The organism is Mesorhizobium sp. WSM4846 (genome assembly GCF_055811415.1).
Genome location: NZ_JBVVPZ010000002.1, coordinates 240,901 through 262,769, shown reverse-complemented (window position 1 = coordinate 262,769; position 21,869 = coordinate 240,901). Strand labels below are relative to the sequence as shown.

Annotated in this window: 20 protein-coding genes; 18 read left to right on the top strand and 2 right to left on the bottom strand. The window is 62.9% G+C overall.

All coding sequences use genetic code 11. The features are described 5' to 3' along the window. Positions 1 to 8: 8 nt before the first annotated feature. The 4 genes from AC0L15_RS03520 to AC0L15_RS03505 are packed head-to-tail and all read left to right on the top strand — an operon-like array spanning position 9 to position 5,719. Entirely contained in the window at positions 9 to 1,745 is a 1,737-nt protein-coding gene (locus AC0L15_RS03520; protein WP_287244862.1) for a glycerol-3-phosphate dehydrogenase/oxidase, read from the top strand. Continuing rightward, positions 1,718 to 2,560, top strand: coding sequence for a class I fructose-bisphosphate aldolase (locus AC0L15_RS03515; RefSeq protein WP_287244859.1), 843 nt, complete (start codon positions 1,718 to 1,720; stop codon positions 2,558 to 2,560). The genes AC0L15_RS03520 and AC0L15_RS03515 overlap by 28 nt, the downstream gene beginning before the upstream one ends. Positions 2,561 to 2,585: 25 nt before the next feature. Continuing rightward, positions 2,586 to 4,100 carry an FGGY-family carbohydrate kinase gene (locus AC0L15_RS03510; protein ID WP_287244857.1) on the top strand — a complete coding sequence of 505 codons (1,515 nt, stop codon included), beginning with the start codon at positions 2,586 to 2,588 and terminating at the stop codon, positions 4,098 to 4,100. Next, positions 4,097 to 5,719 (top strand): GMC family oxidoreductase, encoded by a 1,623-nt coding sequence (locus tag AC0L15_RS03505; RefSeq protein WP_287244855.1) that lies wholly within the window; start codon positions 4,097 to 4,099, stop codon positions 5,717 to 5,719. Before AC0L15_RS03510 ends, AC0L15_RS03505 begins: the two co-directional genes overlap by 4 nt. 82 nt (positions 5,720 to 5,801) lie before the next feature. Here the strand turns inward: AC0L15_RS03505 and AC0L15_RS03500 are convergent, their stop codons facing one another. After that, complete coding sequence (locus tag AC0L15_RS03500; protein ID WP_287244853.1) at positions 5,802 to 6,590, bottom strand: class I SAM-dependent methyltransferase; 789 nt, start codon at positions 6,588 to 6,590, stop codon at positions 5,802 to 5,804. Between the two features lie 113 nt (positions 6,591 to 6,703). Here AC0L15_RS03500 and AC0L15_RS03495 point away from each other — a divergent pair, with 113 nt between their 5' ends. From AC0L15_RS03495 to AC0L15_RS03480, 4 genes are all read left to right on the top strand, one after another. Continuing rightward, entirely contained in the window at positions 6,704 to 7,834 is a 1,131-nt protein-coding gene (locus tag AC0L15_RS03495) for an ABC transporter substrate-binding protein (RefSeq protein ID WP_473495898.1), read from the top strand. Then, positions 7,824 to 8,891, top strand: coding sequence for a FecCD family ABC transporter permease (locus AC0L15_RS03490; protein WP_128245204.1), 1,068 nt, complete (start codon positions 7,824 to 7,826; stop codon positions 8,889 to 8,891). The genes AC0L15_RS03495 and AC0L15_RS03490 overlap by 11 nt, the downstream gene beginning before the upstream one ends. Beyond that, the gene (locus AC0L15_RS03485; RefSeq protein WP_128167883.1) at positions 8,885 to 9,670 is read left to right on the top strand and encodes an ABC transporter ATP-binding protein; all 786 of its coding nucleotides are present in this window, start codon (positions 8,885 to 8,887) and stop codon (positions 9,668 to 9,670) included. The genes AC0L15_RS03490 and AC0L15_RS03485 overlap by 7 nt, the downstream gene beginning before the upstream one ends. A gap of 270 nt (positions 9,671 to 9,940) precedes the next feature. Beyond that, entirely contained in the window at positions 9,941 to 10,435 is a 495-nt protein-coding gene (locus tag AC0L15_RS03480; protein ID WP_287244851.1) for a hypothetical protein, read from the top strand. A 131-nt stretch (positions 10,436 to 10,566) separates the two neighbouring features. Here the strand turns inward: AC0L15_RS03480 and AC0L15_RS03475 are convergent, their stop codons facing one another. Beyond that, positions 10,567 to 11,511, bottom strand: a complete 945-nt coding sequence (locus AC0L15_RS03475; RefSeq protein WP_287244848.1) for a lipid kinase — start codon at positions 11,509 to 11,511, stop codon at positions 10,567 to 10,569. 162 nt (positions 11,512 to 11,673) lie between these two features. Here AC0L15_RS03475 and AC0L15_RS03470 point away from each other — a divergent pair, with 162 nt between their 5' ends. The 10 genes from AC0L15_RS03470 (at position 11,674) to AC0L15_RS03425 (ending at position 21,867) form a co-directional block, all read left to right on the top strand. Then, a complete protein-coding gene (locus AC0L15_RS03470) occupies positions 11,674 to 11,907 on the top strand; it encodes an AbrB/MazE/SpoVT family DNA-binding domain-containing protein (protein ID WP_287245640.1) in 234 nt (77 codons plus the stop codon). Next, a complete protein-coding gene (locus AC0L15_RS03465) occupies positions 11,904 to 12,308 on the top strand; it encodes a type II toxin-antitoxin system VapC family toxin (RefSeq protein WP_287244846.1) in 405 nt (134 codons plus the stop codon). The genes AC0L15_RS03470 and AC0L15_RS03465 overlap by 4 nt, the downstream gene beginning before the upstream one ends. Before the next feature lie 195 nt (positions 12,309 to 12,503). Beyond that, on the top strand, positions 12,504 to 13,586 hold the full coding sequence (locus tag AC0L15_RS03460) for a P-loop NTPase family protein (RefSeq protein WP_287244844.1): 1,083 nt from the start codon (positions 12,504 to 12,506) through the stop codon (positions 13,584 to 13,586). Next, positions 13,565 to 15,145 carry an ABC transporter transmembrane domain-containing protein gene (locus tag AC0L15_RS03455; protein WP_287244841.1) on the top strand — a complete coding sequence of 527 codons (1,581 nt, stop codon included), beginning with the start codon at positions 13,565 to 13,567 and terminating at the stop codon, positions 15,143 to 15,145. The genes AC0L15_RS03460 and AC0L15_RS03455 overlap by 22 nt, the downstream gene beginning before the upstream one ends. A 289-nt stretch (positions 15,146 to 15,434) precedes the next feature. Next, positions 15,435 to 17,279, top strand: coding sequence for a TRAP transporter large permease (locus tag AC0L15_RS03450; protein ID WP_473495928.1), 1,845 nt, complete (start codon positions 15,435 to 15,437; stop codon positions 17,277 to 17,279). A gap of 29 nt (positions 17,280 to 17,308) precedes the next feature. Continuing rightward, positions 17,309 to 18,325 (top strand): TRAP transporter substrate-binding protein, encoded by a 1,017-nt coding sequence (locus AC0L15_RS03445; protein ID WP_287244838.1) that lies wholly within the window; start codon positions 17,309 to 17,311, stop codon positions 18,323 to 18,325. Between the two features lie 80 nt (positions 18,326 to 18,405). Continuing rightward, a complete protein-coding gene (locus tag AC0L15_RS03440) occupies positions 18,406 to 19,209 on the top strand; it encodes an SDR family NAD(P)-dependent oxidoreductase (protein ID WP_287245635.1) in 804 nt (267 codons plus the stop codon). An 8-nt stretch (positions 19,210 to 19,217) separates the two neighbouring features. Continuing rightward, the gene (locus tag AC0L15_RS03435) at positions 19,218 to 20,069 is read left to right on the top strand and encodes an IclR family transcriptional regulator (protein ID WP_287245633.1); all 852 of its coding nucleotides are present in this window, start codon (positions 19,218 to 19,220) and stop codon (positions 20,067 to 20,069) included. Next, entirely contained in the window at positions 20,066 to 20,245 is a 180-nt protein-coding gene (locus AC0L15_RS03430) for a hypothetical protein (RefSeq protein ID WP_128167876.1), read from the top strand. Before AC0L15_RS03435 ends, AC0L15_RS03430 begins: the two co-directional genes overlap by 4 nt. Then, a complete protein-coding gene (locus AC0L15_RS03425; protein WP_287244835.1) occupies positions 20,242 to 21,867 on the top strand; it encodes an acyl-CoA synthetase in 1,626 nt (541 codons plus the stop codon). The genes AC0L15_RS03430 and AC0L15_RS03425 overlap by 4 nt, the downstream gene beginning before the upstream one ends. The last annotated feature ends 2 nt before the right edge of the window (positions 21,868 to 21,869 follow it).

Sequence of the window (21,869 nt, the reverse complement as noted above, 5' to 3'; positions counted from 1 at the left end):
GTCCTGAGATGAATCGCATCCAGACGATCGCCGGCTTGCGCGAGAACCCCGATGTTGACGTCCTCGTCATAGGCGGCGGCATCAACGGCATCAGCGTGTTTCGCGAACTCGCTTTGCAGGGCGTCGATGTCCTGCTCGCCGAAAAGGGTGATTATTGTGGCGGCGCCAGCGCAGCCCTCTCGCGCATGGTTCATGGCGGCTTGCGCTACCTTGAAAACGGCGAGTTCAAGCTGGTTCGCGAATCTCTGCTCGAACGCGATCGGCTATTGAAGAACGCGCCGCATTACGTTGCGCCACTGCCAACCACAGTGCCTATCTTCGACCTGTTCTCAGGCATGGCAAATGGCGCGTTCCGCTTCCTTGGGCTAAGCCGTCGTCCGGGTCGGCGCGGCGCATTGGTCATCAAGACCGGCTTGGCGATGTATGATTTCTTCACCGCCGCACGGCGTATCGTCCCGACGCACAAGTTCAGGAGCCGCGCTGAAACACTCGAGGTCTGGCCCGCAATAAACCCTGCTGTCCGCAATTCGGCGACATATTTTGACGCCTGGGTCAGCCACCCCGAGCGGCTGGGTACCGAGATGCTGCGCGACACCATGAAGGAAAAGCCATCCGCTCGAGCGCTCAACTATGCACGCGTATCGCTCGGTGACGCGGGCCTTGCGCTTAACGACGGACTGTCGGGCGAAACAGTTGCCGTGAAGCCGCGGCTCGTCGTCAACGCCACAGGCGGCTGGATCGACCTGACCAATTCGGCTATCGGAGCCGTTGCGCCCAAGTTTATGGGCGGCACCAAAGGATCGCATCTGATCGTCGATAATCGCGAGCTTCACGACGCCCTCGACGGCCACATGATCTATTACGAGAACGAGGACGGCCGGATCTGCATCCTGTTCCCCTATCTCGGCAATGTGCTGGTCGGCTCGACGGATATCCGTGCCGACGATCCCGACCAGGCGCGCTGCGAGGACGACGAGCGGCAATACATCCGGCAGTCCGTGTCCTTCGTGTTTCCCGGGATCGAGATCGCTGATTGCGACATCGTCTTTCAGTTCACCGGGGTGAGGCCGCTACCGATAAGCCAGGACAGTTTTACCGGGCGCATTCCCCGCGATCATTTCTGCGAGCTCATCGAGGGCGCCGGTATAGTGCCGCCGACGCTGTGCATGATCGGCGGGAAATGGACAACCTTCCGGTCGTTCGGCGAACTGGCAGCGGATATCGTGCTCGGGCGATTGTGCCGACAGCGCATCGTCGGCACCGAAAACATGCCGATCGGCGGCGGCCGGCATTTTCCCATGGCCCCCGAAAAATGGTGCGCAGAGCGCGCGGCGGTGCATGGCCTGTCGCTTGACCGCATGCGCAGCCTCTTCGAGCGCTACGGCACCGTGGCGGATGCCGTCGCCGCCTTTTTGGCAGCGGGACAGGACGAGCTCTTGCCTGGCAGCGACTACTCGGTCCGGGAGATTCAGTATCTCATCGCCAATGAATATGTCGAGCAGTTGGAGGACCTGCTGCTCCGCCGCACGACAATTGCCATCACCGGTGCTCTCTCTTGCGACCTTCTCGATGCGGTTCTCGATATTCTCGCAGTCGAAAAGAGCTGGGACGCTGCGCGCAAGACATTCGAGCGCACCGATTTCCTCGCCCTGCTGCAGCGCCAGCACGGCGTCGATCTCGACCAGCTATCGCAAAAAGACCAAGGAAGGAGCGCCGAATGCGCATCAACAAGAAAGTCCGCATGAACCGGCTGTTCGGCGGGGCGCGTTGTCTCGACGTCGCAATCGACCATGGCGTATGCAACGAGCCGTCGTTCCTGGAGGGGCTGGAGGATATGGCCGGCGTCGTCGGCCAGCTGGTCGCCGCGGGGCCGGACGCCATTCAGATGAATTATGGCCAGGCCGATCTGCTGCAGTCCCTGCCCGGCAAGGACAAGCCGGCATTGGTCATGCGCATAGACATGGGCAATCCATACAACAAAACCCGCCATCGCTCGATGTGGGCCATCCTGCAGAACGAAGCCGAGCCGCTGATCGGCGCGCTGGAGATGGACGCGGCCTGCGTGGTCGTCAATCTATTCATGCTGCCCGACGAGCCGGACCTGTTTCGGCAATGCGTCCACAACATCGCCAGGGTTCGCGCCGACTGTGAAAGATATGGCTTGCCGCTGATGATCGAGCCGCTGGCAATGCTGCCCAATTCAGAACGCGGAGGCTACATGGTCGACGGCGACCCAGAAAAGATCGTCACCCTGACCCGGCTCGCCAGCGAGATGGGCGCCGACATCATCAAGGCGGATCCGACCACCGATCCGAGCGACTTCCACCGGGTCGTGGCGGCGGCGCGCTGTCCTGTCCTTGTGCGCGGTGGGGGCAGGGAGGATTTGCGCACAGTCTTCGACAAGTCGGCGGCGCTGATGGCACAAGGCGCGGCAGGCATGGTCTATGGCCGCAACATATACCAGCATTCCAACCCTCGCGCCGTCGTGAGAGGACTGATGGCGATCATCCATGAGAATGCCGACGGTGCGGCGGCCTGGGAGCTCTACCAGCAACAGTAATCTTTGCAGCTTGGGAGGAGCTTCAATGCAGCGATACATTCTTGGTCTTGATGCGGGCAATACCGTCATCAAGGCCATCATCTTCGACACCGCAGGTCGCGAGATGGCGCTTGCCACTCGCGACGGCCGCTCCTGCATGCCAAAGCCCGGCCATGTCGAGCGAGACCTCGGCGAATTGTGGCGTAACGCCGTCGAGGTCATCCGCCAATGCCTCGACCAATCGGGCATCGACTCTGGCGATATTGCGGTGATCGGCTGCGCCGGCCACGGCAACGGGCTCTACGCGCTGGACCGCGGCGGCGACCCGCTGCTCGGCATCCAGTCGCTCGACACGCGCGGCGTCGGCATCGTCAGCGAGTGGGCGGCCGCAGGCGTTGGCGACCGGACCTATATGCATTGCCTGCAACGGCCCTGGGCGGCGCAGACGCCGACTCTGCTGGCGTGGCTCAAGCGCCATGATCCGGCACTTTTTGCCAAAATAGGCACCGTCTTCCTGTGCAAGGATTTTATCGTCAACCGCCTCACCGGCGCGCGCTCGACCGAGACCTCGGATATGTCGGGCTGCGGGCTTTTGCGCATGCCTGATCGACGCTACGAGCGAGAGTTGCTGGCCGCCTACGGTCTCGACGATTGCATGGAACTGCTGCCGGACGTGCTGGAAGCCTCCGACATCGCCGGCCATATCACGCGCGATGTCGCCGCTGCCACCGGCCTTCTTGCGGGTACGCCTGTGGTGGCGGGCCTGTTCGACGTCGTCGCCAGCGCCATCGGTTCGGGCGTCACCAGCACCGGCGCCGCCTCGATCATTGCCGGCACCTGGAGCATCAATCAGGTTATCACCCAGGAGCCGATCCGCGATCCGTCGATCTTCATGCTGTCGACGTTCGATCCGGTGCGCTATCTCGCCATCGAATCGAGCGCCACTTCGGCCGCAAATCTCGAGTGGATCGTGCGTGAGTTCTTCGAGCATGCGCCGCCGGCAGGCGCATCGCCATTCGAGATCTGCAGCGAGCTTGTTGCTTCCGTCGATCCCGCGGGAGACATGCCGATCTACCACCCATTCCTTTACGGCTCGCAGCAGAACGGCAAGGCGCGTGCCGGTTTCTACGGCATCGCCGGCTGGCACACGCGGGCGCATATGCTGCGCGCACTGTTCGAGGGCGTCGTCTTCGAGCACCGGCGCCATGTCGAGACGCTGCGTCGAGCGGGAGCCATTGTCAGCCAGGCGGTTCTTTCGGGCGGCGGCTCGCGCAGCGCCGTCTGGCCGCAGATATTCGCCGATGTGCTTGATGTGCCGGTGACCGTGGCGCGCGGCCGCGAGACAGGTGCGCTGGGAGCTGCAATTGCAGCTGGGACAGGCGTCGGCTTGTTTGCCGACTTCTCTGCGGGCGCCGCCGCGATGACCGCGCCCGACCGCTGCTACCAGCCCAATAGCGCGATCGCACCGGTTTATGAGCAGCGCTATCGTCTCTATGGCGAGATCAACCAGGCCATGGGCCCGCTATGGGACAGGATGGCAAGCGAACGGACGGCCCATTGACACAGACAGCTGCCGATTTTGGACAGTACGACTTCATCATCGTCGGCGCGGGTTCAGCCGGCTGCGTGCTGGCCAACAGACTGTCGGCCAATCCAGGCATGCGCGTGCTGCTTCTGGAAGCCGGCGGCAGCGACCGCTACCACTGGGTCAACATTCCCATCGGCTATCTCTACTGCATGGGCAACCCGCGCACCGATTGGCTGATGAAGACCGAGCCGGAGCCCGGGCTGAACGGTCGTGCGCTCAACTATCCGCGCGGCAAGCTTCTGGGCGGCTGCTCGTCGATCAACGGCATGATCTACATGCGTGGCCAGGCGGCCGACTATGATGGCTGGCGGCAAGCTGGGAATCTCGGTTGGGGTTGGGATGACGTGCTTCCGTATTTCCGCAAGTCCGAGGACCATTTTGGTGGCGCCAACGACCTCCACGGCGCCGGTGGCGAATGGCGCGTCGAGCGCCAGCGCCTGTCCTGGCCGATCCTGGATGCCTTCCGCGATGCTGCCGAGGAACTCGGCATCCCTCGGACCGAGGATTTCAACGGCGGGACCAACGAAGGGTCGGGCTATTTCGAGGTCAACCAGAGGAAGGGCGTGCGCTGGAATACCTCGAAAGCATTCCTGCGGGGCGTGCTTCGGCGGCCGAATTTGCGCGTCGTCACCGGCGCCGAGACCGAGACGCTGGATTTCGACGGAGCTTGCGTCACAGGCGTCGTCTTTCGCATGGGCGGCCAACTGCATCGTGCGCGGGCAGGCGAGACGATCCTTGCCGCTGGCGCGATCAATTCGCCGAAGCTGCTCGAGCTTTCCGGCGTCGGCCGACCTGCCGTGCTTGGCGCAGCAGGAATCCCGGTTCGCCACGCGCTGGAAGGCGTCGGCGAGAACCTGCAGGATCATCTGCAGATACGCACAGTCTTCAAGGTCGCCAACGCCTCGACGCTAAACCAGCGCTACCACAATCTGTTCAGCCGCGCGGCCATGGGCGTCGAATACGCTATCCGTCGCAGCGGACCGCTGTCGATGGCGCCGAGCCAGCTTGGTATCTTCGCCAGAAGCGACCCACGCCTGGAGACGCCCGATCTCGAATACCATGTCCAGCCGTTGAGCACTGACCGGCTTGGCGAGCCGCTGCATCGTTTCCCCGCGGTCACGGTTTCGGTCTGCAATCTCAGACCGGAAAGCCGCGGCACCGTCCACATGGAGGCGTCCGATCCGCAGGCGGCTCCGAAGATCCGGCCGAACTATTTGTCTACCGGGGGAGACAGGGCTGTGGCTGTAGCATCGCTCCGCCACGTCCGCCGCTTGATGAAGGCGCGCGCCATTGCCCGTTTCGCGCCTGAGGAAATGCTGCCCGGTGCACATTATGAAAGCGACGAAGATCTCGTCCGCAAGGCCGGCGATATCGGCACGACGATTTTCCACCCGGTCGGCACCTGCAAGATGGGCGCAGGCTCGACGGCAGTGGTAAACGGCCGGCTGCGGATGCACGGCATTTTTGGCCTGCGCGTCGTCGACGCTTCGATCATGCCGACGATCGTTTCCGGCAACACCAACTCTCCAGTGGTCATGATCGCGGAGAAGGCATCGGAGATGATCCTGCAGGACGCCAACCAGAAGAAATAATCCGCGGTGGCGCATCTGAGCTGACGCAGACCGGCAGCTATTGCCTGTCGTGCCGCGCCCGCTCCATGCAGCGCCGAGTCGTTTACTGCGGCTTTGTCGCGCAGATCGCGAAGCGGTGTTGAGTGGCGCGTTCGAGCGCCTTGGGCCAACTCATCTGTCGAGCCTGGGCGCGATGGATCGCGCCCAGTTTCCAGTCCACGACCGGCTGCTCGAACCCGGCTTCGGCCAGCAAGCGAACTATCTCGTCCGCCCGTGCGCCGCCTGAGAAATAGACACGGGCAAGAATGTTCTGGTGACGTCTAGCCATGGCGGCGCCGTCATTGTCCGAGACCCGGGACTTGCCGGCCGTGAGCTTCTCCCAAAATTCTCGCAAAAGCGTCGCCCAGTTGCGGCTGACAAAATCGCCGTCGATGACCAGCAGCCTGCCGCCGGGCTTCAGCAGCGAGAACCATTCGGCAAAGGCCGCCTTCGGATCGAGCAGCGTCCAGACCAGGTGACGGGTGACGATGACATCGTAGCTCGCCCTGTCTTCGAGCGTCCGTTCTGCATCCCTCACGATGAAGCGGATATCGGCGCCGCGTTTTTGTGCCTTGGCACGCGCCTTGGCAAGCATGGCTTCCGACCAGTCGAGGCCTGTCACCACAAAGCCCAGATCGTGCATCAGATGCGAAATGACGCCAGTCCCGCAGGCGAGATCCAGAGACGCCCGCCCGGTGCCTGGCCCAAGGTGCGTGGTTAAGAGCGCGTGCCAGGCGGCACGCTCCTGCTCGGAAAAAATCTCGTGGCCGACCTGCAGGTCGAATGTCTCGGCGCGGTCGGACCAATAGTCCCGAATCTCGTCGCGCAGCGAATAGTTTGCGTGAGCCGTCATTGCCCGAAACGCACTCCCCAAAGCGGCTACATTGGAATTGCTCTAAAAGAAAATTCTTGATTATACAATTCATGTTTCTTAAGCGAGGCCGGCAACTGAATTGCGAGAGCCCAATGATTTTGAACTCGATATTTGCGGCCGCGGTCGTGCTGGCGGCCTTGATGCCGCTTACCCCAGGCGCGCGCGCCGAGACCGTCACCGACATTGCCGGCCGCAAGGTCGAGGTGAAGACGCCGGTCGAGAAGGTCATCCTCGGCGAAGGCCGGCAGATCTACCTGATCGCCGCGCTCGATACCGGCAACCCTTTCAAGCGCATCGTTGGCTGGCGCGAGGATTTCTCCCAGGCCGATCCGGACAATTACGCCGTCTATCTGGAAAAATTCCCGTCGATGGCGGCGATACCGACCTTCGGCGGTTTCAAGGACGGCACCTTCGACATCGAGCAGGCCATCGCACTTCAGCCGGACGTGATGATCATGAACATCGAGTCCAAGCAGGCAACCGAGGACGCGCAATACATCGAGAAGCTCGCCGCCGTCGGCATTCCGGTGGTCTATGTCGATTTCCGCGAGCAACCCTTCACCAACACCGAGCCGAGCATGCGCCTGATCGGCAAGCTGCTTGGCCAGGAACAGCGGGCCGAGGCGTTCATCGCCTACCGCGCGGCCCAGATCGCGCGCGTCACCGATGTGATCGCAGAGAAGAACCCCAAGCGCCCGACCGTGTTCATCGATCGCGCCGGGGGCTATTCCGATGATTGCTGCATGAGCTTCGGCAACGACAATTTTGGCAAGTTCGTCGACATGGCCGGCGGGGGCAATATCGCGGCCGACCTGATCCCGGGCACGTTTGGCGCGCTCAATCCCGAACAGATCATCGCCAGCGATCCCGACCAGGTGATTGTGACGGGCGGCAATTGGGAGGCCTATGTGCCGGGCGGCAAATGGGTCGGCGTCGGTCCCGGCGCCGACGAAGCCGCGGCACTGAAGAAACTCAAGGGCCTGACCGAGCGGCCCGCGCTAACCGGCATCAAGGCGGTGGAGAACGGGCAGGTCCACGCCATCTGGCACCAGTTCTACAACAGCCCCTATCAGTTCGTCGCCATACAGCAGATGGCCAAATGGCTGCATCCCGACCTGTTCGCCGATCTCGACGCCGAGGCCACCTTCAAGGAGTTGCACGAGAAGTTCCTGCCGGTCGGGTACAGGCCTGGCCATTGGGTCTCGCTCTCCGATGAGCAGTGAACCGGCCGCACTGTCAGCCAAACAAGGGCGCGGGCTCTACCGCGCCCTTGTCCTGCGCAAGCAGCTGATCCTGGCGGGGCTCGCCCTGGCGCTGCTGCTGAGCCTCTGCATCGACCTCGCGCTCGGGCCCGCAAGCTATAGCCTCGACCAGGTGGTGCTCGCCCTGGTTTCTCCCGGCAGTGTGCCGCTTCAGGTGCGCGTCGTGTTGTGGGACATCCGGCTTCCCATCGCGCTCATGGCAGTGGTCGTCGGCGCAGCACTGTCGGTCGCCGGTGCGCAGATGCAGACCATCCTCAACAATCCGCTCGCCAGCCCGTTCACGCTCGGCATTTCGGCGGCGGCCAGCTTTGGCGCAGCCCTCGCGCTCGCCTTCGGCGTCGCGCTGATCCCGGCGGCGATCGAATATATCGTGCCGCTGAACGCCTTCGTGGTGGCGATGCTGACCGCGCTCGTCATCCACCTTCTGAGCCTCAAGCGCGGCGTGACGGTCGAAACCATCGTGCTTCTCGGCATCGCGCTCGTATTCACCTTCAATGCGCTGCTGTCGCTCGTCCAGTATCTTTCCTCCGAGCAGGCGCTCGCCGCGGTCGTGTTCTGGACGATGGGAAGCCTCACCAAAGCCACCTGGCCCAAGCTCATCATCACCAGCCTCATCCTTCTCGCAACACTTCCGATATTCGTGCGCCGCGCCTGGGCGCTGACGGCGCTGCGGCTAGGCGAAGACAAGGCCGCGAGCTTTGGCGTCAAGGTCGCACGCCTCAGGCTCGAAACCATGATGATGGTGAGCCTCCTTGCTGCCATTCCCGTCGCCTTCGTCGGCACGATCGGCTTCATCGGGCTTGTCGGTCCGCACATCGCCCGCATGCTGATCGGAGAAGATCAGCGCTTCTTCCTGCCCGCCTCGGCGCTTTCGGGGGCGCTCATCCTTTCGGCGAGTTCGGTTGCCAGCAAGTCGCTCGTTCCAGGGACGATCTTCCCGATCGGCATCGTCACCTCGCTTATCGGCATTCCCTTCTTCATCTCGCTTATCCTCTCGAATGTGAGGCGCACATGGTAACGATCAGGCTCGATGGTCTCGGAGCCTTCCACGGGGCGCGGCTCGTCCTTTCGGATGTTTCAACTCCCATTTTCCGGGGTGGCGAGGTTGTCGCCGTGATCGGACCCAACGCAGCGGGCAAGTCGACGCTGTTCAAGCGCATCGCAGGACTTCTGAAGGGCCCGGGACGCGTCTGCCTCGAGGGAGCGGTGAAGGGGCCGGACGGCATCTGCTATATGCCGCAGGATACGGCAGCCAACGCGGTGCTGACCGTCTATGAATCGATTCTGCTCGCCCGCAAGCAGGGCTCGGCATGGTCGGTCAGCGACGGCGACCTCGCACTCATAGACGGCATCCTGGCCGCGCTCAGCATCTCGGATCTTGCCTTTCGCAACGTCGGAGAATTGAGCGGCGGGCAAAGGCAGGTGGTAAGCATTGCCCAGACCCTGGCTCGCGAACCTGAAATCCTGCTGATGGACGAGCCGACGTCCGCGCTTGACTTGCACCGGCAGGTCGAGGTGCTGACCTTCATGCGCGCGCTTGCGCGCAAGCACGGAATTGCGGTGTTGATCGCAATTCACGACCTCAATCAGGCCCTGCGCTTCGCCGACAAATGCATCGTCATCGCCGAGGGGCGGATGGTCGCCTGCGGCGCGCCGGAAGAGGTCGTCACGCCGGCGCTTTTGCGTGATGTGTACCGCGTCGAGGCGAGGATCGAGCGCTGCTCGCGGGGCATCGGTCATGTCATGGTGGACGGCGTCGCCGCCGAAACGGCAGCGACTGCATCGATAGCAGCCTAAGGCATCTGTGGTCGAAAGCCAAAAGCGTAGAAAATAGATCGAAATTATGGCATAAATCTTTGAATCGAATACGTTTTATATCACCATGGCGGCTGCTTTGGCGACGAATGGAGGCATTCACTCACGACCACTGCACGTCCTTCGACGAGCCACTGTCGTACGAGATGCCTTGGGTAGACAGAGGTCATGAAAACGCGCGATAAGGTTAGGCTGCGCTAGATTCAGAGATGGCCGGGGCACCAGATGATGGCACGCCGAATGTGCAACGCAATGCTTGGCTTCGCGGCGCTTGCCATAACCGCGTGCCAATCGGCGCCTGAAACGCCGCGACCCACTGTCGAACCTGCGTTAGGACCTGGACCCATTCCTGCCCAAACCGCCTCGGATCCTGCCGCTGTTCCTTCCGGCTCGGCAATTATTGATCAATCCGTGGCGGTCACTCCCCCTGCCAAGACCGTCCCGACAAAATATGCTGCTTTTTCGGGTCTATGGGCCGGACGATTGGAGGGGATGTATGATGCCAAACTTGCCGTCCAGACAATTTCTTCCAATGGCAAGGTGACGGTCACCTATGCGTGGGGAACTCTGGGCGACAACCATCCGGGAGAGGCCGCCGGCGTTGGAAGAATTGTGGGGACTACGTTGAAGCTCGAGCGCCTGCCGAATGGCGCAGACGTCAGTTTTGTCATGCGGCCCGACAGAACCCTGGCCGGAACCGTCAGGCTTGCCGGCCAGACCTACACGGGCGCGTTCGTCAAGCAATGATCGAAGACATGCCCGGAAGGCTATGTTGCTGTTGCCCGATCAGCCCGCGACGTTCTTCCATGGGCGCCGACTCCTGATCGAGAGATGACCGCGGGCGGTTGGGTTTGTTCGACGCGCGCTTGGTCGCCAGTCTAGCCGCTGTTTGCGCTGACCGCGTCACCAAGCACCCTTGTGCGGGGCTGTATGCGCGCGGCGGCAGGCGCGAACACCGAAATCGCCTTCGGGTGAACCTTGAAATGCGCCGGGGTCGAGGTGACGATCTCACCGTCGGTGTTCACCGGCATCGGCCTTTTCGTCTCGATGTCGAACTCGACGCATCTGGCCGTGCGAACCTCGCTCCAGGCGCCGTGCGTGCCCGAGCGGAACGAACGCAACAAGAGCGCCATCTTCCAGAGATTCGTCATTTCCAGGCTGTACAGGTCGAGATGGCCGTCATCGATCTCCGCGGTCTCCTCGACGACGTTGCCGCCGCCATAGTGGCGGCCGTTGCCGACCGCTATCTGGTAGGTCTTGACTTCGGTCGTTGCGCCCTTTTCGGTAATCCTTGCTTCGAAGTGGCGGGCCTTGGTCAACACTTTCATGGCCGCCAAGGCATAGCCAAACCTGCCGAAACGCTTCTTCAGCGCCGGATCCAGCCCCTGGGCAAGATCGGTGCTGAGGCCGATGCTCGCGACGTTGAAGAAAGCGTGTCCATTAACGGTCCCGATATCGATCAGACGTCGTCCGCCCTCTACTATGACGTCGGCCGCCTTCCCAAGATCCAACGGAATTTCGAGGGTGCGCGCCAGATCGTTCGCCGTCCCCATCGGAATGATGCCCATCGGCAGTCCGCTTTCCATGACCGCGACCGCCGCCGAGGACACCGAGCCATCGCCGCCGCACACGATCACAAGATCGGCCCTATGGCGAAGGCGCACGATGTCGCGTGCTATCTCGGGCAGTGCCTCAAATGTCTCGACGCTGACGCGGAGCCCTCCGGTTTCCAGCCGCTCGACGACCGGTGCGAGAGATTCCTGCCCGCGTCGTGCCTTTGGATTGATGAGTAGAAGCGCGCGTCTGTTCGTGATGTCATTCATGCGGCGTAGATAGGGTGCGTGCCTGCGGATTACGACGTCGACAGGCGCGCCTGGGAAAACAAGTCACAAAATCATGGCTTTGGCAGCCGCTTGCGGAGGTTGAAATTCGCCTGACATGGTAATACCTTGTGGAAAATGGGTATTACCAACGTGCAAGATGAGATGACCAACACAGTCACAGCCAAAGGACAGGTGACCATCCCGAAGCCGGTCCGGGACCTGCTCGGAATCGTTCCGGGCAGCAAGGTTGATTTCCGCCGCACCGATGACGGCAATGTGGTGATTATGCGTAGTGACAAGAAGCAGCCCGTGAGCCGCTTCGCGAAATTGCGCGGCCATGCCGGCAAGGGGCTCGACACCGACGCGATCATGGCACTGACGCGTGGCGACGCGTGACGCTGGTCGACACCAACGTTTTGCTCGATCTTGTCACGGACGATGCGAACTGGGCGGATTGGTCGATCGCCCAGCTTGAGGCGGCAAGCCTCAATGGGCCGTTGTTGATCAACGATGCGCTCTATGCCGAACTTGCCGTCCGCTATGACCGCATCGAGAGTATCGACGCGTTTCTTGACGAAGCCGGTCTCCAAATGGCTCCGATGCCCGGGGCAGCACTGTTCCTCGCCGGAAAAGTCTTTACGCAGTATCGCGAATCGGGCGGATCGCGCACTGGCGTGCTGCCTGACTTCTTCATTGGCGCCCATGCGGCCGTCAATGAACTGCCGCTGTTCACCCGCGACGTTGGCCGCTACCGCACCTATTTTCCATCGCTGAAACTGATCGCACCGGGCGCCTGAACAGCCCGCCTGCCCGAGAAACACGATTTGGCGGCAAGGCAGGAGGCCTTTTGATCGGGTCCGCGTGTGCGCGGGCCCGTGGCTCGGGTCTGCGCCATCGTGGCGAAAAGAATTGCAACTCCACCGAGAATAATCCTGGTTCAACCGCGTTCTCCCCCAGGTAACAGCGCCCCCTTGGTGACCGGACAGACCACAATGGAAATTCTTGACTGCGAACGCATCGCGAAGGCCAAGCGGGCTTTCACGACCCGCCGAATTCCCACTGAGCGCATGCGGAAGTTGCTTTCGCCTCTCGCCGAACCGAAGGCAGGCGACCTGGTGCTCGCGCGGATCGAGGCGCTCGGTCACCACAAGTCGGTCGAGCTGCCCTCGGGACGCAAGGCGGCACTTGCCGCGACGGACGAAGTCGTCCTGGCCTACGGCAACCGCTACGCCCCTGATCAGTTCGAGGCGATCGTTCCGGCAGATCTCGGACCGTGCCATATGGTGGCGGCAGGCGGAGTGGCTTCGCGGGCGTTGGCATGGCACGACAAGACCATGTCTCCGACTGCGATCGTGCCGCTCGGCCTCGTCACCAACTCATGCGGCCGCGTTCTGAACGTTGCAGACTTTGCGGTCGCGCCGCAGCCGGCGCGGCTCACCCCGCCGACAATCGTTGTCTTCGGAACGTCGATGAATTCGGGCAAGACGACAACAGCTGCAAGCCTCGTGCGTGGTTTGACCAGGGCAGGTTTCGCAGTTGGTGCGGCAAAGGTGACCGGAACCGGAGCCGGCAATGATCTCTGGTCGATGATGGATGCCGGAGCATGCGCCGCTCTTGATTTCACTGATGCCAGCTTTGCCACGACCTATCTTGCCCCAATCGATGCCATCGTCGAGGGCGCGCAGCATTTGCTGCATTCTCTTGCCGCCACCGGGGCGGAGATCGCGGTTCTGGAGGTCGCGGATGGGCTATTCCAGTCCGAGACGGCGGCGCTGGCAAAGTCCCCGAAATTCCGCGAGCTGACCGGCGGCGTGCTGTTTGCCGCAGGCGATGCGATGGGGGCGGTGGCGGGCTGCGAAAGGCTGCGCGAGCTTGGATACGACGTGCTCGGGCTCAGCGGGCTTCTGACCTGCTCGCCGCTGGCGCGCCGGGAAGCAGGCGCTGCCAACGCCACTGTCTATGGCGTCAAGGAACTCACCGATCCGGCGACCGCGGCAAGCATAGTCTCAGGGATATTGAACCCGCGCCTGATGGTGATCGCTGGAGGTGCACAATGCCTCTACCAGGAATCCTGATCGGCACGCGACTGGTCGCCCTTGCGGTTCTTGTCGCCATCGGCTTTGCCAAGGCCGCCACGTCGCTCGCTCTTGTCGCCATCGTCGGTGCGGCGGTTTCCGGGGAACCGCAGCCGCTCGGGCAGGGCAGGCTGATCGTGGCCAGCCTTTCGCTCGGCATCGCGCTCTTCGCACTCGGGGTGATGCAGCGCCGACAGGGGGCAGCTTTTGCACTGGACTATGTGCGCGAGGTCCGCAGACTGCTGGTCGAGCAACTCTTCGCGTTGCCGCCTGGCGCCGGCCGGACCGGTCTCGGCCTGGTAATGACCCGCCTTGTCACCGACCTCTCCGCCATCAGATCCTGGCTGGCCGACGGCGTGGCTTCCCTCTTTGTTGCGGGTCCTTCCGTCGTTCTCATCGTGCTTGGCGCATTCTGGCTTGCCCCAGGGGTTGCGCCGTTCCTGCTTTGCGGCGTTCTTGCCTGGTCGATCGTCTGTCTTGTTGCCCTGCCGTTTCTTCACCGGGCCATCCGCGAAAGCCGGCGGAGGCGGGGACGGCTTGCCGGCCGTCTCGGCGACATCGTTGTCGCCCGGGCGGCGTTTGCCCATTTCGGCAAAAGCGGAACGTCCACACGCAAGATCGACCGGATGTCGGAAGCGCTCAACATGTGGCTCGTTCGCCGGGCAGGGTGGTCGGGGGCTGCGCGCGCGTCCAGCGACTTCGTCATGCCCGTGATCGTCGTCATCCTCGTGGCCTATGCGTTTTCGGGCCGCCCGGCGATTCTCGTTGGCGATCTCAGCACGCTATTGCTCCTCGCCGGACTGACGGTTGGCCAGCTTTCCGACCTCGCTCGCGCCGCCGATTATCGGCTTGCCTATGTCGAGTCCCGCCGCCGGATTGCCTCCATCCTGGCAAGGCCGGTCCTTGCGGATCCTGTGAATCCAATTCCCCTGCCGCGCTCGACGTCAGGCCGGCGGCTGCGCATTGAATTTCATTGCCGAAACGGCACGCCGTCAAAAGTGCTGGAGGCCGCGCCCGGCGCCTCGATCCTGCTTGGCGGTGATACGCCTGAAGCACGCAGCGCGCTTTTTTCCAGCATCGCAGGTTTTGAGGAAAACAGCGGCCTGGCGGTTTTCCTTGATGACATCCCCGTCAACAAGATTTCGCAGCGCGACCGGCGCCGGGCAATCACCCTTTTGTCGCCGGCGATCCCGTTGGTGCGGGCAACGATGGTCGACAATATTGCCCTGGGAGCGCCCTCAGCGACCTCTCTGGAAGAGATAATCGCCACGGCCTCGCTGTGCGGCCTGGCAGTCGATAGACCTCCAGACAGCAGCCAGAGGCGACTGGAGCTTGCTCGCGTTAGTGCAATGCAGGCCGCCCGAATCCGTGCCGCACGAGCGCTGGTCCGATCAGCGGCCGTGCTCCTTATCGACGACATCGATGTCTGCAAGGACCGGGACTTGCTTGCGGCCGTTCTTGCACACGCGCGTGCCGCGCAAACGACAGTGATCGTCTCGTGCGAAGCAGCCACTGCGGGCATGGAATTCGATGATACCTGGCTTCTCGATTGCGCGTGATCGAGAGATCGCCCTGCTGCATGTCTTGTTGCTACCCCTCCTGAATAGTCCTGTTTAGGTTCATCGATCCACAATATGGATCGCATTTTCGCCGCAAGTCGCTGATATACAGGCGATTGCATGGCAAAAATCGGTTATGCGAAATTATAGGTCCATAATATAGACCTAAGTGCGAAGATCTGGAACGAGCGGGAGGAGATCGCTTCGTTCCCGATTTCGGCGTGAGCAGGCGTTGTTGCCTGGTCCGAGCGGAGGAGCTTGAAGCATGGCAGCCGCCAGCAACAACACGATGATCGTCGATACGCCGGCCGAGGTGCTGGATGCGCGGCCAGGGTCGCGGCTGATGTGGCCGGTCGAGGCGGTGGCCTCGATCCTGCTCGTCTTCGTCATCGGTCTGCTGCTCGCCGGCGTCATCTCGCGCTACGTGCTATCGCTGCCGATCGTCTGGATCGATGAGGCCGCCTCCATCTCCTTTCTCTGGCTCGCCATGCTCGGCTCGGCGATCGCCATCGACCGCAACGAGCATCTGCGTCTTACCATCTTCCTCAACCTGATCCCCGAGCGCGGCCGCAATTTCGTCAACGCCCTCGCTTTGCTCGTGGTGGCGACGGTGCTGCTCGCGCTGATCGTGCCGGCAAGCCAGTATGTACAGGAAGAGTGGTACGTCACCTCGGCGGCGCTCAACATTCCGATGAGCTTCCGCGCCTCGGCAATTGTCGCCGGGCTGGCATTGATGTCGGTTATCGCCGTGGGCCACGCGATCCGCGCAGCGACGCTCGCCAACCTGGCCGCCGCTGTCGCAGTGATTGCCGCACTGGCCGTGGTCGGCTGGCTGCTTTCGCCATTGTTCCTCACGCTTGGCTACGCCAACATCGTCATCTTTCTCGTCGGTGTGGTGGCGGTCTGCCTTCTGCTCGGCGTGCCGATCGCTTTCTGTTTCGGCGTCGGCACGATCGCCTTCATCGCCTTCAGCACGCACGTGCCGATGATCGTGCTTGTCGGCCGCATCGACGAGGGGATGTCGAGCCTCATCCTGCTGTCGGTGCCGATCTTCGTCCTGCTCGGCTGTGTGCTCGACGCGACAGGCATGGGCAAGGCGATCGTCGAATTCATGGCGTCGCTGCTCGGCCATGTGAAGGCCGGCATGTCTTACGTGCTGCTGGGCTCGATGTTCCTCGTCTCGGGCATTTCCGGTTCGAAGGTTTCCGACATGGCGACTGTCGCTCCGGCACTTTTCCCCGAAATGAAGCGGCGCGGCCACAAGCCCAAGGAGATGATCGCGTTGCTCGCAACCGGCGCTGCGATGGCCGATACGGTGCCGCCATCGATCGTGCTGATTGTGCTCGGCTCAGTCGCCGGCGTTTCGATCGCCGCGCTTTTCACCAGCGGCTTCGTCATCGCCGTGGTTCTGTTGCTCGTCCTTGCGGTGCTCGCGCGCTGGAAGGCTTCGGGCGAAGGCATGGAAGGCGTACATCGCGCTCCGTTCTCGCTCGTCTGGAAGACGCTGCTCGTCTCCGCCCCCGCACTGGTGCTTCCCTTCCTGATCCGCGGCGCCGTCGGCGGCGGCGTCGCCACCGCCACCGAGGTTTCCACAATCGCCGTGCTCTATGCGCTGGTCATCGGCGCGTTGTTTTATGGCGGCATCGGCGCGAAGAAATTCTACGCCATGCTGGTCGAGACGGCGGCGCTGTCCGGCGCTATCCTGCTCATTCTCGGCACCGCCTCGGCAATGGCCTGGGCGCTGACGCAAACCGGCTTCGCCAACCAACTGGCCATCTACATGACCGACCTGCCGGGAGGCTGGTTCTCCTTCATGCTCGTCACCATCGCCGTCTTCATGGTTCTCGGCTGCGTCCTTGAAGGTCTGCCAGCGATCGTTCTGATGGCGCCGATCATGTTTCCGATCGCCGCTCGGCTGGGTATCAACGACGTGCACTATTCGATGGTCGTCGTGACGGCGATGAACATCGGACTCATGGCGCCGCCTATCGGCATCGGCTTCTACATCGCCTGCAAGATCGGCGACGTCTCGCCCGACGAGGCTATGAGCGCCATCTGGCCCTACCTCGGTGCGTTGCTTGCCGGCCTGTTGCTGATCGCCGCCGTCCCGGCGCTGTCGGTAGCCTATCTCTAACCACTCGGATTCAACCAGGAGGAAACACGATGACCATCACCCGCCGCAGCTTGATGATAGGCGCAGCCGCATCCATCCCGCTCGTGAGCACCATCCGCTACGCCGGGGCGCAGGCGGCGGAGTTCAACTACAAATACGCCAACAACCTGCCGCTCACCCACCCGATGAACCTGCGCGCGCAGGAAGCCGTCGAGAAAATCCGCGAGGAGACCGGCGGCCGCGTCGCCATCCAGATATTCCCCAGCAACCAGCTCGGCGCCGACACCGACATGCTGAGCCAGGTTCGCTCGGGCGGCGTCGAATTCTTCACGCTGTCGCCGCTGATCCTTTCCACGCTCGTCGCCAATGCCTCGATCAGCGGCATCGGCTTTGCCTTCTCGGACTACGACGCGGTGTGGGCGGCGATGGATGGCGACCTCGGAAAATATGTGCGCGGCGAGATCGAGAAATCGAACCTGATCGTCATGGAAAAGATCTGGGACAACGGCTTTCGCCAGATCACCAGTTCCGTCGGCCCGATCGAGACGCCCGCGAACCTAGAAAGCTTCAAGATTCGCGTCCCGGTCAGCCCGCTCTGGACCTCGATGTTCACCGCCTTCAAGTCGGCGCCGGCCAGCATCAACTTCGCCGAAGTGTATTCGGCGCTGCAGACGAAGATTGTCGACGGGCAGGAAAACCCACTCGCCATCATCTCCACGGCCAAGCTCTACGAGGTGCAGCAGTTCTGCTCGGTCACCAACCACATGTGGGACGGCTTCTGGTTCCTCGCCAACAAGCGGGCCTGGGAGGCGATGCCGCAGGACATGCGCGAGATCGTCGCCAGGAACCTCAACGAGGCCGGCGTGAAGGAGCGCGAGGACGTCGCCAAGCTCAATGCCACGCTTGAGCAGGAGCTCGCCGCCAAGGGCATGAAGATCAACCATCCGGATGCGGCCCCGTTCCGGCAGACGCTGAAGGACGCCGGCTTCTACTCCGAGTGGAAGGGCAAGTACGGCGACGAAGCCTGGGCCATCCTGGAAAAAGCTGTTGGCGCCAGCCTGACCTGAGCGCAGGGCAGTTCCCGGGCGGGCAGGGCATGTGGCTCAACCGCCCGATAACAGCCGCGATTTTTGTAAGGAATTCCATGGTGGTCGACCGGCTCAGGGGAAAATCCGCAATCGTCTTTGGCGCCGGGTCGTCCGGACCGGGCTGGGGCAACGGCAAGGCAGCCGCGGTCGCCTTCGCGCGCGAAGGCGCGCGCGTCGCCTGCGTCGATCTCGCTGCGGCGGCCGCCGCTGAAACCGCGGCGATCATCCGCGACGAAGGCAACCAGGCGATCGCGTTGTCGGCCGACGTGACCAATCTGGCCTCAGTCGAACTGGCAGCAGCGGCAGCAATGGAGGCGTTCGGCGCCATTGACATCCTGCACAACAATGTCGGCGTGACCCATATGGGTGGTCCCGTTGAACTCGATGAGGACGCGTTCCAGGCCGCCCTCGATCTCAATATCGGACCGGTCTACCGCACCGCCAAGGCGGTGTTGCCGCATATGCTCAAGGCCGGCGGCGGTGCGATCGTCAATATCTCGTCACTCGCCGCGATACGCTACGTCGGTTATCCTTATTTCGCCTATTATGCGGCCAAGGCCGCGGTGAACCAGGCCACCGTGGCGCTGGCCATGCAATATGCCCGGCAAGGTATTCGCGCCAACTGCATCATGCCGGGCCTGATCGACACGCCGATGATCTATCAGCAGATTTCCAGCCAATACGGCTCGGCTGACGAGATGGTGGCCGCCCGCAACGCCATGGTGCCGATGGGCAGGATGGGAACAGCGTGGGACGTCGCTGCGGCGGCCGTGTTTCTTGCCTCCGAGGAGGCGCGCTTCGTCACCGGCGTTTGCCTGCCTGTCGATGGCGGCCAAAGCTGCGCCGTCTGCGAGCTCCGCTGACCATGGACATCGCGCCGCCCCCAGAACGCGATCAGACCGGCTCGCAGAGCGTCGACCGGGCGCTCAGCCTTCTTTCGATGGTCGGCCGGCACGCCGACCGCGGTGTTTCGCTCTCCGATATCGTCGAGGAAAGTGGGCTCAACAAGCCGACAACGCGCCGCCTGCTGCTGGCGCTGATGCGCGCGGGAATGATCGAGCAGGACGAGACGACGCGGCGCTATTATCTCGGCGAGGAGGCTTACGTGCTGGGCAGCCTCGCCTCGCGACGTTTCGGCCTGCTTCAGGTCTCGATGGAAAGTCTGCTGCGCCTTTCGAAGAAGACCGAGGATGCCAGCTTCCTCTCGGTTCGCCGCGATACATACTCAGTCTGCCTCTATCGCGAAGAGGGGACCTACCCGGTCAGGACCCACGCGCTGCAGGCCGGATTCGAGCATCCACTGGGCGTCGGCGCCGGCTCGCTCGCCATGCTCGCCGCACTCCCCGACGAGGAAGTGGAAGCGGTGCTGGCCGCCAACGGCGCGGTGCTCAAATCCGACTACCCAATGCTGCCGGTCGAGCAGATCCGGCGCGACGTCGAAACGACGCGCGCCAACGGCTATTCGCTCAATCCCGGCCGCATCGTCGCCAATTCCTGGGGCGTCGGGGTTGTGCTCCGCAGCGCGGACGCACGGCCAGTCGGCGCACTGTCGATCGCGGCGATCGACAGCCGGATGCAGCCGGCAAGACAAATCGAACTCGTCGGATATCTCATGCTGGAGGCAAAGCGCGTCGAGGAACGGCTTGCCCAGATGTTCGCCTCGCGCGCGCATATGCGCGAGCACCCCACTTTAAAGCCGCGCACCAGGAGGTTGTCACAATGACGGAGGCTCACACCGACGGACGGGCGCATTCCGCGTTAGGAAAGTCGGAATTGGAAAACACCGGGCAGTTGATGGCGACGGCAGCGGCGTCCACGCTTGCTCATGCCGGTGTCGAGCCCTGCGACGTCGCCGCCATCTTCGTCTACGTGTCGTCGCTGGAGCGCGCGAAGTCATGACCATGGCTGCAGGCGGCGTGACGCCTTCCTCCACGCGCGTCATGAACCTCTCGCATTTTTTGACCCAGGCGGCACGCCGCAATCCGCACGATATTGGCTTCGTCTGGCGCGAGCGGCAGTGGACATGGCGCGAGATGGAAGCGCGCGTCAACGCGATGGCCGCTGCACTCCGCGACGCGTTCGGCGTGACAAAGGGCGATCGAATCCTCGTCCAGTCGGCCAATTGCAATCAGATGTTCGAATCTATGTTCGCCTGCTTCCGGCTCGGGGCCGTCTGGGTGCCGGCGAACTACCGCCAGTCGCCGGACGAAGTCGCCTACCTCGCCAAGGCGAGCGGCGCGCGTGGCCTGATCTGCGGCGCGGGCTTCCCGGCTCATGCTGCTGCCTGCCGGGAAACAGCCCCCGGGATCGACTTCGTCCTGTCGATCGGCGCGGCCGAATTCGGCGATGACTACGACGCCGTCGCCGCCCGTTTTGCCGGCCGGACCGTTGCCAGCGTCGCCGTCGATCGCGACGATCCCTGCTGGTTCTTCTTCACCTCCGGCACGACCGGCCGGCCAAAGGCCGCCGTGCTCACGCATGGCCAGATGGGCTTTGTCATCACCAATCATTTGTGCGACCTGATGCCCGCCACGACGCGCGACGACGCCTCGATCGTGGTGGCGCCGCTGTCGCATGGGGCCGGCATTCATCAACTCGTGCAGGTGGCGCACGGCGCCAAGTCTATCCTGCTGCCAACCGACAAGCTCGACGTGCCGACGGTCTGGGCGCTGGTCGAAGAATGGCGGGTGACCAACGCCTTCACCGTGCCGACCATCCTCAAGATGCTGGTCGAGGACGACAGCGTCGACCGGTTCGACCATTCCTCGTTGCGCTATGTCATCTATGCCGGTGCGCCGATGTACCGCGCCGACCAGAAGCGGGCGCTCGAGAAGCTCGGGCCGGTTCTGGTCCAGTATTTTGGCCTGGGGGAAGTCACGGGCAATATCACTGTGCAGCCTCCTTCCTATCATTCCGTCGAGGATGGCCCGCAAGCGCGCATCGGAACCTGCGGTTTCGAGCGCACAGCCATGCAGGTCGAGATCCAGGACGACGCCGGCAATGCCGTCTCGCCGGGCGAAACCGGCGAAATCTGCGTGATCGGGCCTGCAGTCTTCGCCGGCTATTACGACAACCCGCAAGCCAACGCCGCAGCGTTCCGCAACGGCTGGTTCCGCACCGGCGATCTGGGCCACATGTCCGAGGACGGCTTCGTCTACATCACCGGCCGCTCGTCCGACATGTATATCTCCGGCGGCTCCAACATCTTTCCGCGCGAGATCGAGGAGAAGATCCTGCTCCATCCCGACATCAGCGAAGCCGCCGTTCTCGGCATTCCCGATCCCGTCTGGGGCGAGGTCGGCGTCGCGGTTTGCGTCGCCCGCGCCGGCGTTGTGCGCGAAACGATCGCGATTGAGCGCTGGCTGGAAGGCAAGCTCGCCCGCTACAAGATGCCCAAGCGCTTCGTGTGGTGGGAGACGATGCCCAAATCGGCCTATGGCAAGATCGCCAAGAAGTTGATTCGCGAAGAGCTGGAGCGCCGCGGCGAGTTGGGACCGTCCGAGCCGAAGCTCTCGGCATGAGG

Bases quoted from the DNA above. Each gene is read 5' to 3' on its own strand.
- AC0L15_RS03520 (WP_287244862.1), top strand. From the start codon at position 9: ATGAATCGCATCCAGACGATCGCCGGCTTGCGCGAGAACCCCGATGTT.
- AC0L15_RS03515 (WP_287244859.1), top strand. From the start codon at position 1,718: ATGCGCATCAACAAGAAAGTCCGCATGAACCGGCTGTTCGGCGGGGCG.
- AC0L15_RS03510 (WP_287244857.1), top strand. From the start codon at position 2,586: ATGCAGCGATACATTCTTGGTCTTGATGCGGGCAATACCGTCATCAAG.
- AC0L15_RS03500 (WP_287244853.1), bottom strand. From the start codon at position 6,590: ATGACGGCTCACGCAAACTATTCGCTGCGCGACGAGATTCGGGACTAT.
- AC0L15_RS03495 (WP_473495898.1), top strand. From the start codon at position 6,704: ATGATTTTGAACTCGATATTTGCGGCCGCGGTCGTGCTGGCGGCCTTG.
- AC0L15_RS03490 (WP_128245204.1), top strand. From the start codon at position 7,824: ATGAGCAGTGAACCGGCCGCACTGTCAGCCAAACAAGGGCGCGGGCTC.
- AC0L15_RS03485 (WP_128167883.1), top strand. From the start codon at position 8,885: ATGGTAACGATCAGGCTCGATGGTCTCGGAGCCTTCCACGGGGCGCGG.
- AC0L15_RS03480 (WP_287244851.1), top strand. From the start codon at position 9,941: ATGCTTGGCTTCGCGGCGCTTGCCATAACCGCGTGCCAATCGGCGCCT.
- AC0L15_RS03475 (WP_287244848.1), bottom strand. From the start codon at position 11,511: ATGAATGACATCACGAACAGACGCGCGCTTCTACTCATCAATCCAAAG.
- AC0L15_RS03470 (WP_287245640.1), top strand. From the start codon at position 11,674: ATGACCAACACAGTCACAGCCAAAGGACAGGTGACCATCCCGAAGCCG.
- AC0L15_RS03460 (WP_287244844.1), top strand. From the start codon at position 12,504: ATGGAAATTCTTGACTGCGAACGCATCGCGAAGGCCAAGCGGGCTTTC.
- AC0L15_RS03455 (WP_287244841.1), top strand. From the start codon at position 13,565: ATGCCTCTACCAGGAATCCTGATCGGCACGCGACTGGTCGCCCTTGCG.
- AC0L15_RS03450 (WP_473495928.1), top strand. From the start codon at position 15,435: ATGATCGTCGATACGCCGGCCGAGGTGCTGGATGCGCGGCCAGGGTCG.
- AC0L15_RS03445 (WP_287244838.1), top strand. From the start codon at position 17,309: ATGACCATCACCCGCCGCAGCTTGATGATAGGCGCAGCCGCATCCATC.
- AC0L15_RS03430 (WP_128167876.1), top strand. From the start codon at position 20,066: ATGACGGAGGCTCACACCGACGGACGGGCGCATTCCGCGTTAGGAAAG.
- AC0L15_RS03425 (WP_287244835.1), top strand. From the start codon at position 20,242: ATGACCATGGCTGCAGGCGGCGTGACGCCTTCCTCCACGCGCGTCATG.